9 protein-coding genes and 2 pseudogenes are annotated in these 9,468 nt (G+C 67.7%); 7 read left to right on the forward strand and 4 right to left on the reverse strand.

Annotation, left to right across the window (positions count from 1 at the left end; all coding sequences use genetic code 11):
* Nucleotides 1-355: 355 nt before the first annotated feature.
* Complete coding sequence (locus AQJ27_RS05915; protein ID WP_067362468.1) at nt 356-883, forward strand: 2'-5' RNA ligase family protein; 528 nt, start codon at nt 356-358, stop codon at nt 881-883.
* Between the two features lie 356 nt (nt 884-1,239).
* Here the strand turns inward: AQJ27_RS05915 and AQJ27_RS05920 are convergent, their stop codons facing one another.
* A complete protein-coding gene (locus AQJ27_RS05920; protein ID WP_067362471.1) occupies nt 1,240-1,680 on the reverse strand; it encodes a hypothetical protein in 441 nt (146 codons plus the stop codon).
* A gap of 615 nt (nt 1,681-2,295) precedes the next feature.
* Between AQJ27_RS05920 and AQJ27_RS05930 the strand changes: the two genes are divergently transcribed.
* Nucleotides 2,296-3,123 (forward strand): hypothetical protein, encoded by an 828-nt coding sequence (locus AQJ27_RS05930; protein WP_067362480.1) that lies wholly within the window; start codon nt 2,296-2,298, stop codon nt 3,121-3,123.
* 163 nt (nt 3,124-3,286) lie between these two features.
* Here the strand turns inward: AQJ27_RS05930 and AQJ27_RS05935 are convergent, their stop codons facing one another.
* The 3 genes and pseudogenes from AQJ27_RS05935 to AQJ27_RS05945 form a co-directional block, all read right to left on the reverse strand.
* Nucleotides 3,287-4,387: an IS110 family RNA-guided transposase gene (locus AQJ27_RS05935; RefSeq protein ID WP_067362909.1), complete on the reverse strand. Its 1,101-nt coding sequence runs from the start codon at nt 4,385-4,387 to the stop codon at nt 3,287-3,289.
* 362 nt (nt 4,388-4,749) lie between these two features.
* Nucleotides 4,750-5,201 (reverse strand): annotated as a pseudogene (locus tag AQJ27_RS05940) (transposase); the annotation flags it as partial.
* 84 nt (nt 5,202-5,285) lie between these two features.
* Entirely contained in the window at nt 5,286-5,651 is a 366-nt protein-coding gene (locus tag AQJ27_RS05945; protein ID WP_159064330.1) for an HK97 gp10 family phage protein, read from the reverse strand.
* A 329-nt stretch (nt 5,652-5,980) separates the two neighbouring features.
* Between AQJ27_RS05945 and AQJ27_RS05950 the strand changes: the two genes are divergently transcribed.
* The 5 genes and pseudogenes from AQJ27_RS05950 (at nt 5,981) to AQJ27_RS05965 (ending at nt 9,329) form a co-directional block, all read left to right on the forward strand.
* On the forward strand, nt 5,981-6,352 hold the full coding sequence (locus AQJ27_RS05950) for a WXG100 family type VII secretion target (protein ID WP_067362486.1): 372 nt from the start codon (nt 5,981-5,983) through the stop codon (nt 6,350-6,352).
* The gene (locus tag AQJ27_RS56305; protein WP_067362489.1) at nt 6,349-7,626 is read left to right on the forward strand and encodes an RNase A-like domain-containing protein; all 1,278 of its coding nucleotides are present in this window, start codon (nt 6,349-6,351) and stop codon (nt 7,624-7,626) included. The genes AQJ27_RS05950 and AQJ27_RS56305 overlap by 4 nt, the downstream gene beginning before the upstream one ends.
* Nucleotides 7,627-7,653: 27 nt before the next feature.
* Nucleotides 7,654-8,313 (forward strand): contact-dependent growth inhibition system immunity protein, encoded by a 660-nt coding sequence (locus AQJ27_RS05960; RefSeq protein WP_067362492.1) that lies wholly within the window; start codon nt 7,654-7,656, stop codon nt 8,311-8,313.
* Nucleotides 8,314-8,891: 578 nt separating this feature from the next.
* A pseudogene (locus AQJ27_RS60125) lies at nt 8,892-9,014 on the forward strand (methyltransferase domain-containing protein); the annotation flags it as partial.
* Between the two features lie 12 nt (nt 9,015-9,026).
* Nucleotides 9,027-9,329: a hypothetical protein gene (locus AQJ27_RS05965; protein ID WP_235613367.1), complete on the forward strand. Its 303-nt coding sequence runs from the start codon at nt 9,027-9,029 to the stop codon at nt 9,327-9,329.
* The last annotated feature ends 139 nt before the right edge of the window (nt 9,330-9,468 follow it).

Below are 9,468 nucleotides of genomic sequence, written 5' to 3' on the forward strand. Positions count from 1 at the left end.
TCGCGTGACGGGCGGTTGAGCCGGGCTGTTGGCCGGGGGCGGCCGAGAGCACGTCCGTTAGCTGCAAATCCGGCAGCCCCGGGGGTACAACACCTCCGTGCCAACAGGCCCGCGACAAGATCACCAACGACATCCGGAAAGTGAGTCAGAACCCAAACCCGGAGCCACACGCGAGGGCGGCATCGCCGGACGAGCCTGCATCGAGCACGTCCCGGACGGAAGCGGGCACCATACGGGGCGTGGATCACCAACCAACACGTCGGCCGCGACCGCCTCGACCACGCCCAACTCGTTGCCCTCACCCACCTCCCAGTGCAACGCGCGCAGTAGCGGACTGGCCTGCGATGATGACGGCGTGCCAGAGCCAGGGACCACTGCCGTCGTCATTGTCTTGCCCGATGCCGCCCCGCTCCTCGATGCGGCGTGGCGTATCGACCCGGCTCTGGTGCGTCGTGGGGTGCCGGCGCACGTCTCGCTCCTCTACCCGTTCGTGCCGGAATCGGCGCTGACAGATCAGGACGAGAAGGGCGTGCGTTCCCTGGCTGCAAGTTTCCCGGCAGCTGATCTGCTCTTGGAGGAGGTCGTGACGGAGTCCGGCTTCGTCGCCGTCACCGTTCCGGGACTCCAAACGATCGTCGATGCGTTCCGCACCCAGTGGCCCGGGTTGCGCCCGTACAAGGGCCGCTTCGGGGCGCAGCCCGCCGCCCATGTCACGGTCGCTATGGGTGCGGACAACCCGACAGCTGCCGCCCATGTCCGCGCTGCGATCGGCAGCCTGCTGCCGCTGCACACCCGTGCGACGGCGGTCCAGCTGGTGGTGCCGACGGAGGAAGGCTGGCAGCCGCGGTTCACCGTGCCGCTCGGCGTCCCGGACGGGCCGTAGACACCGCCCGCCAGTCCCTCGCCCCTGGCCGGCGAACACAGCCCGAGGCCGGCACCCCATCCTCGGCCGCGCCCTGGGCCCCCGCGACCTCCTGGAGTTCCTGCGGCGGGCAGGACTGGACCCGGAAAACGTCCGCCTGGACGACCCGCTGCTCATCGAGTGGCGCGGCGGCGGGCCAGCCGTCTGGAGCCCCGATCCCTCCGAGGAGTGAACACAGCAGTGCGAGCCGCCACCCGGCGAGGGCGACGGCCCGCACTGCTGCGCTACTGCTGTTAGCGGGGCATCGCAGGCCCGTTCGCCTTCTCCGGCTACTGCGCCCCGGCGTCGGCCGTCTTTGGCTGAGGGGTGATCCCCGATCAGCGGCGGCCGGTGGCCAGGATGACGAGGAACTGGCCGCCGCCCGCCTCGATGTCGGCGGTCACCGGCAGCCCCGGTAGCAGTCGAGAGAACCGGTCCACCAGCCAATCCGCCGCCTCTTGGGCATCCTTCCTAGTCGGACAACGGCCCACCGTCTCGCGGCCCCCCTTGCGCTCCAGCCTGTCGCCAACGGCGATCAGCGGCGCGGGTTCGACTACGTACAGGCGCTCCGGCCAGGCGATGACCACCTTGACCGCACCCTTGCGGCTATTGCACCCGCGGTGCGCGAGCCGCTCGGCGACCTTGGCCTTCCGGTCGGCGGTCCGGCTGTCGACGCTGGGGCCCCGCGGGTCGTTCACTGACTCGTCGGGGTCGACCGCTTCGTCACACACCCAGCATCGCCAGCCGTCGCGCTCGGCCACATCATCAAGAAGACTCATCCGAGCAAACTAACCTGCCCGGCCGCCACCCGCGCACCAGGGCCCCGGTCGGCCAACAGCGCTGCGACACCAGGCTGGCTCTATAGACGACGAGTGGGTTCTGGCACACGTTCCGGATGTCGTTGGTGATCTTGTCGCGGCCTGTTGGCACGGGGCTGGTGCTCCGGGAACCGCACAGGGCGGTGCACCTCCTCGCCAGCGGCCGACGTCGGGGCGATCTCCCCCAGGTGGAGACAGCACGGTTCCGGCCAAGCGGAGGCATCGGGCTGATCTTTCCATCCGGTTCCGGGCGCACCCCGCAGATCAACTTCCTAGACTGGTGGTGCTGTTGGAGCTGGAGGGAAAGTTGTGACTGCCAGAGGATCGACGCCCCCTGTTGCGGCGGCTGCCCTGCTGATGCTGGTGACGAGCTGCACAGGCGCCTCCTCGGACAGGAGTGACGGACGTCCGGCCCCGTCTGCCATATCCCGACCTGTCATAGACAGGGCTGAGGCGAAAGAGGTCTTCGCCGCCTACGACCGCACCAACGCCCGTGCCGATACGGCGATGGACGACGCGGCCCAAGGGCAGGTACAAACCGGCGTGCTGCTCAAGGAATCGCTGGCCGCGTACTAAGTGCATCGCAAGGCAGGAACGAAGGACGAAGTCGCCCACCTGGTCCGTCCCAAGTTCCTGATCCCGTCGGAGAAAGCCGACGCCGGCTTCCCGCGCTTCTTCGCCGTACTGAGCAAATGGAAGGGTCAGGAGAAGGACCGCTCGTCACAGCTGTTCTACTTCGCACAGACTCAGCCCGGCGGACCGTGGAAGGCCACCGCCTCCATCTGGGCGCTCACCGAACCACTCAAGAAGCCCTCCGCCACCGATCCCGCGCCGGGTCCGACGTCGACCGAAAAGGGCCGCACCATCGTGCGGATGAAGCCCAAACAACTTCCCGCCCTGCGCCGCAATCCGGACGACACCGTGCAGCTGTCTCCGACCGGATCAGCGGAGCGCTCCGTGCGTGGCGCCTTCGCGGACTACCTCACGTTCGATCCTCCGCAGGGAAAACTCGCGGATCGGCGCTTCGCCCGCGGTCCCATGACCAGCGATCTCGTGAAGTTCTTCAATGGATGGGCGGACCCCGAACTCGAGCGCAGCCTGTCGTACCGGCCGGCGGGCACCGCGCTGCCGGTGCTGCGCCTGGACTCGGGTAGTTCGCTGGTGGCGTGCACCCTGCAGCAGACGCACCGGGTGGCCGGAGTCGGTGCGAGCGGAACAGTGGTGTTCGAAAAGGACTCGGACACCCAGATCATGCTCGGAGGCGGACCGGAGTGGCGCGAAGCCACGTCGATCAGCAGCATGACGGTGCTGCTCGAGGTGCCAGCCAAGGCAGGTGCTGCGGCGACCGTCCTGTCCTGCGACTGCTACGACCCGACCCTGTTGTCGGCGACCGGAGTGCGATGACGTCCTCAACGTCGGGCCAAGGCGCCGCAGGACAGCTGCTGCACCTGAGCCTCGACGTGGGCGCGATGCGGGAATGATGTCGCGCCGGGCCTTCACTTGCCCGTCCGCCGAACACGGAGTCCCCGCCAGCACCATCAGATCGGGGCTCCTCAAATCACAGCCCCTACGAGCGGGGGCCTGGCTGTAGCTGTTTGACCAGGTGGAAGACCTCCCGGGCCGCATAGCGCTTGAGGCAACGGACGATTTCGCGCCGGGTCTTGCCCTCCTTGATCCGACGCTCGTAATAGTCCTGGGTGCGCGGGTCGACCCGCAGGCGGGTGAACACGATGCGATGGAGCGCGGCATTGGCCTGACGGTCGCCGCCGCGGTTGAGGCGACGGACCTGCCGACGTCCCGAGGAACGCTCGACGGGGCTCACCCCGCACAAGGCAGCGAAGGACGCCTCGCTGTCCAGCCGTTCCGGGTTGTCCCCCACCGTGATCAGCAGAGCGACAGCCGTGTCCGGGCCAACCCCCACCACATCGAGCAGCTGCGGGGCATGACATTCCACGAGCCGGGCCAGCCGAGCGTCCACCTCGCGGATCTCCTCGGAGAGCTGTCCGATCCGGGATGCCAGCAGGCCCAGCGTGATCCGGGTGGCCTGCAGCACCGACTCCTCGCCTGCCCCCTCGTGACTGCTCGCGTCGGTGAACCGCGCACAGGTACGGAAGAGTTCGGCATTGCCCAGGCCGGCCAGCTCTTCCCGCAAGGCGGGATCGGCGGTGACGATCACGGCCTTGAGCGGGTTGATGGTCTGGGTGCGGGCTTTCACGGCCGACGCCTTCGTGAGCTTGTACATCCTGGCGATCTGCACCGGCCCGTCGCCCGATTTGGCCCGAGCACAGGCCCGCCCGCTCAGCACGGCTCGCGCCGCATTCTGGGCATCGAGCGGATCCGACTTGCCGCGCCGACGGCGATCTGCCCGGTCCATCCAGTTCACGTCAAACACGTCCACGCCCTGGGCCAGCAGGTAGCGCGTCAGGGACGCCCCGCAGGAGCCGGTCCCCTCCACCCCGGCCCGCCTCACGGCTCCCGACCTTCTGGCCCACTTCAGCAGAGCGCGGTAGCCGGCCGCGGTGGCCGGGAACTCGTCAGTGGCCAGCACCGCCCCCGTCAAGGAGAGCACCGAAGCCACATGGGCATCCCGGTGCGTATCCACTCCCAGCACCACCTCCCCCGCAGGGCGGCGACGGCGGGGCTTCGGAGCAGGCAACGTAGTGGACATGGTCGAACTCGCCATACCCGATTCCCTTCCCGGTCCGATGACGTGTCGCGTTGCCGGTACCGGGCCGCGTCGGGCGGTCAGAATCGTGAGGACGCCACAGCGATCGGCAGGCCCCTATCGGGACACGCCCCGCCAGTCCGGTACCGACAACGCACCATCCCCGGCCAACGGCCGACACTGTGGCAGCGGGACACTTCGGTCAGAAATATCATGAGTCAGGCCCCGGGCCCGGGACAGCACCCGCCCATCCTCCCGCTGCCATCTCTGCCGCGCTCAGGGGCCGCAGAAGATGCTCAATCCCCCTCACGCAACACCCCGGAACCTGATCCCAACCGACCACAACAGCGCACGCAGACAAGCGGCACGTTCAAAATCAGGCCCAGCACGTTGACGGCGAGTCCCCGCTTCCTGCCGGGCGTCTTCGCGTTCGCGTCCAGTCCCGTCGTCGCCTTCGGCACCCCGGCCGCCACGCGGACGGACTGGGTGTCGATGATCACCAGGGACGGGTCCTCTAATCGTCTGGACCGCTCCCGCACCTGGCAGCGCAGGATCTCCTGGATCCGCTTATCAAGGCCGTCCTGGCGCCACAGGTGAAGTAGTAGAACACCGCCGACCAGGCCGGGAGGTCGTGTGGCAGGAGCCGCCACTGACAGCCCGTCCGGTTCTGGTAGAGCAGCGCGTTCACGACCTCGCGCAGGTCGCGGGAGCCCGGGTCCCCGGTCACCGACCGCGCCACCCGCTCCTGCTTCCACGCGGTGACCAGCGGCTCGATCAACGCCCACTGCTCGTCGGACAAGTCGGTTGCGTACGGCATCCGTTCATGTCCGCGACTCCATCATGCACACGACATGACGCGAGCGTGGAACTGTCCCATAACCCACAAACAGGCGACACCACATCACCAGCAACAGGACTTAACGCCCTCTCGCAACCCGAGGATGACGACGTAGCCGTCGCCTTGTCCGGCATTTGCCCATGTGGGGGACTCGAATGCCTTCTTGGGCGAGCCCAGAGGTTTTATCTCAAGCTCAGTCTCGCGGTACGCAGGCTCAATGTGCGGAAACGGCGGCTGCCGGTACTGCCGCCCGCTCCGGTCGACGCCGACGAACCCGTACTCCAGTCGGCGCGCCTGCGGCGCCTCCGTGAACACCACAGCGGTCACCCGCCCACCCGCGACCGTCATCTTCGCGTCCCACGAGGCCCGGTAGGCACCGGTGATCACGTTCGGCCCGGGCCGCCCTGACGCGTGCCGCTGAATTCTCATCCGTAGCAGCATCGCGTGGTGCCGAGTGTTCGCCCGCGTACGCGCACGAACAGCGGGCCCCTGCCACGCCAACGACGCGGCCACCGCCACCGGATCACGGAAGGCTGAGGCATCCGGGTGGGTGCTCGGGTGCGGGTTCAGGGGAACGGGGCTCGTCACCGGCGGAGCCTATTTGCTCCCTCGGCCCCACCCTCCGCCCTGCCCTGCCCTGCCCTGCGGAATCTTGAACGGAACTTTACTGCCGCTTGACGCCGCTCTCAGCTGCGAAGCCTGCCCGCCACTTAGGGTCTTTGGGCTGGTGAGGCAACGGAGGGGACGGGCGCAACACCATGGGCGACAAGGGCAGTGGCGGCGACGGCGAGATACTCGACATCAAGATCGCCGATCTGAAGAAGACGGCTCCGCACTTCCACACGCACAGCACCGATCTCGCCAAGGCCCTGACCAAGCTCAAACTGGCACTGTCGGCGGCCGGTTCGCCGTGGGGCGACGACGATCAGGGCCGCGCCTTCCACGAGGCGTACGGCCCGAACGTGAAGAAGATCGAGAACGCCTCCGACATCCTCGCCCAGGGCCTGGCCAGCATCCACGACGCGTTGACGGACATGGCGGACGGCCACATCGACAACGAGGAACTCGTCCGCTCGATGTTCAGCAAGATCAAGGCCACCCCGCACGACGGAAACGGCACCCAGCAGTGAGCGGTGCCGCCGACAAGGCCAAGGAGATCATCCAGGACGTCACCGGTATGTGGTGGCCGGATGCCGACGAGGGTGGGCTGCGCGACGCGGCCAAGGCGTGGCGAGACTTCGCCGACGACATCGAAGAGGTGACGGCCGCGGCGAACAAGTCCGCCCGCGGCATCATCGAGCACAACAAGGGCGAGGCGATCTCCGCCTTCGACGACCCGTACTGGCGACGCTACTACTACGACGGCCACGGCTGGCTCCAGGACATGATCGACGGCGCCCGTGACATGGCCAAAGCGCTCGACAAGTACGCCGACGTCGTCCATGCCGCCGTCAAGCGCCTGGAGCACGAGCTGGAGATCGTCGGCGCGACGATCATCGCCGGCACGGCACTGGCCGTCTTCACCTTCGGCATCTCCGAGGCCGCCGCGACGGCGGCCACGGCCACCATCGTGGAACTCGCCGCGACCCTCAGCGTCACCGTCTCCACCGAGATCGCCACCATCGCCGGTACGACCCTCGCCACCGCCGCCTTCGCGGGCATCGAGTCTGTCACCGTCGACCTGGCCCTCACCCAGCCGATGTCCATCGCTCTGGGCGAGAGCAAGGGCCTCAGCCTCGACGAGGTACGCCAGGCCGCGCTCTACGGAGCCCTCACCGGTGGCGCTTTCGGTGGCGGGGGCGCCACCGTGAGGGCCGTGCGGGGCGCCGGCGGATGGACAGAACTGCTGGGTGGCGTCCGCGTCGCCGGGCTCGAACCCCAGGTCGCGCTGCCCGGCGGACTGACGGCAAGTGCCGACGACCTCGGCCTGCTCATGAAGGGCGACGGCGAACCCAACGCCTGGCCACGCAGCAAACGCAAGGGGGCGCAGAAGCCGAAGTACACGACGGACCTCGCAGCGGACGAAGGCAAGAACGGCGCGCATACCGGCGCCCGTCACGTCGAGGTCACCACCCGGGACCTCCGGGCCCGCCTGCGCGGGGACCCTGAACTGGACGCCGCCTCCCGGTACATCGACCACGCCTCGGCCCAGAAGCACACCCAGGCGGTAGTCCTCAAGCGGCAGAAGCAGATCGAGGACTGGTTGAACAACGGGAAGCCGGCGGGGAAGAAGGACTTTTCGGCCGAGCTGGGAGAGCCCACCGGAATGAGCTTGTCTCGCACCCACTTCAAGAACGGACTGCCCCCAGAATGGGTGACGGGGGCGAAAGTCGTCCTCAAGAAGGACCCGACCGTCCCTCTGGGCTACCGCGTCCTGACCTCCTACCCCGAAGCCACCTCGTAAGACCGCAACCAGACAGGTCCACAGCCCATGGCGCCCATCCACGACCGCTTCACGGAACTGCACGACCTCCTACAGGCGTACGAATGGAGCGGCAACACATTCGACGACACGATGGAAGCACCCGGCGCAGCGCTCACCTCCTACCTGCGTGTCGTCGCGGCCAAACCCCAGCGTGCGGCAGCCGCAGTACGCGAGCTCGACGATCTGCTCGCCGTCGGCCTGTTCAGCGACGAGGTAGCCGACGACGTCGACCTCCTTCCGCACATCGAACCGCCGTCAGGCGTGAGCGTCGAGGACTGCCTGCGGGTCATCCGCCATCACCTCAGCCACTTCCTCGCGAAGCCGCCGGCCGACGGTTCCACCCACCGCCCGCAGACTGCCTGGGAGTGGCGTGAGCGGTTCCCCGCGCTCGCCCACCTTCTGGGGTCCTACTTTCACCAGGACTTCTCCGCCGAGTACCAGTCGCACGCTGAGGCCGTCGACGACTACCTGGCCCTGGAGTCCCCGGAGGACCACCGAGCCGCGGCCACGGACATCGACGCGTTCATCGCAGCCAACCCGAACGACGACGACCTGACGGAAGCCGCCCGTGTACTCGGTCTGCGCATCGCGCCTCCAAAGGGAGTTCCACTGCGCCAGTGGCTCATCGACATCAGGGACATCCTCACTCACCACACTGCCGCCTGATCCCGCCCGGCGCGGCCGTCAGAACCGTGGTGCCCCGGTACTCGCCCCCCAACGGATCAACACCCCCCATGATCCGCTCAAGTCACCGCTGACCAGGCGGGCCCGTCACCCGCCAGCGTCCGTCGCTCCCTGTTCCGCCCGCGCGAGGGCTTGCAGCCGAACGGAGCGCACCACCGCGAACGCGCCCACCGCCGCCTCCCCCAGAGACCCCCCGGCTGACGCGCGCCAGCCGGGGTTCTGCATCGCCTGTCCTGTCACAGACGCCCCTATGAGCGGGGTCCTGACTGTAACTGTCTGACCAGGTGGAAGACCTCCCGGGCCGCATAGCGCTTGAGGCAACGGACGATTTCGCCCGCGCGTGGGCCGTGAGCGGGGCCGCCTCGTGGGAGACTCCTCGCCGACCTCCTCGCGACTGCTCACGTCGGTGAACCGCGCACAGGTACGGAAGAGTTCTCCGCAATCACCGTCCCCGTAGCGGAGTTCAAAGCCAGGGCCTGCGAGAACAGTTAACGCCACGGCGTCTTGCGCCAGGCCAGCCACTCACAAGACCGCGATCAACAGCTGGAGTACTAGGCGACATACGCGACCTCAGCGCCTTCGGCGACGCAACATTCGACGTCGTATTCCATCCGGTCTCTAACCTATTCGTACCAGACTTGGCACCGGTGTGGCGTGAGTGCTTCCGCGTCCTGCGATCGGGCGGAACTCTGCTCGTGGGCTTCCTCAACCCTGATGTGTACTTGTTCGACCACGAGGCGCTCGACGAGCGCGGCGAGCTGATCGTCGTGCACAAGCTGCCCTACAGCGATGTCACGCAGTACTCCGCCGAGGAACGCGCCACGAAGTTCGGCGCGTATGTCCCTCTTGAATACAGTCACACCCTCACCGACCAGATCGGCGGGCAACTCGCTGCGGGGTTCGTCCTCACCGGCTTCGCGGAAGGGCCGCACCAATCCAACGCATCCGCTCAATACATGTCGAACTATTTTGCGACGCTGGCGGTCAAGCCGGGCTGACCCAGCCGTGGGGCCGGCCGAGACGACCGTGTCTCCGAATGGCCAAGTGGAGCGCTGTGCCAGCCCGACCCCCACTAACTTCCCTACGTTGTCCTGCGGGACGTGGTGAGCCCTTCGTATGGTTCATCCACCCAGGGGT

The sequence above is a fragment of the Streptomyces olivochromogenes genome, assembly GCF_001514115.1.
In the GTDB taxonomy this organism is placed as follows: domain Bacteria; phylum Actinomycetota; class Actinomycetes; order Streptomycetales; family Streptomycetaceae; genus Streptomyces; species Streptomyces olivochromogenes.

Excerpts from the sequence above, each read along its gene's own strand:
- AQJ27_RS05920 (WP_067362471.1), bottom strand. The coding sequence starts at position 1,680 with ATGAGTCTTCTTGATGATGTGGCCGAGCGCGACGGCTGGCGATGCTGG.
- AQJ27_RS05935 (WP_067362909.1), bottom strand. The coding sequence starts at position 4,387 with ATGTCCACTACGTTGCCTGCTCCGAAGCCCCGCCGTCGCCGCCCTGCG.
- AQJ27_RS05945 (WP_159064330.1), bottom strand. The coding sequence starts at position 5,651 with ATGAGAATTCAGCGGCACGCGTCAGGGCGGCCCGGGCCGAACGTGATC.
- AQJ27_RS05950 (WP_067362486.1), top strand. The coding sequence starts at position 5,981 with ATGGGCGACAAGGGCAGTGGCGGCGACGGCGAGATACTCGACATCAAG.
- AQJ27_RS05960 (WP_067362492.1), top strand. The coding sequence starts at position 7,654 with ATGGCGCCCATCCACGACCGCTTCACGGAACTGCACGACCTCCTACAG.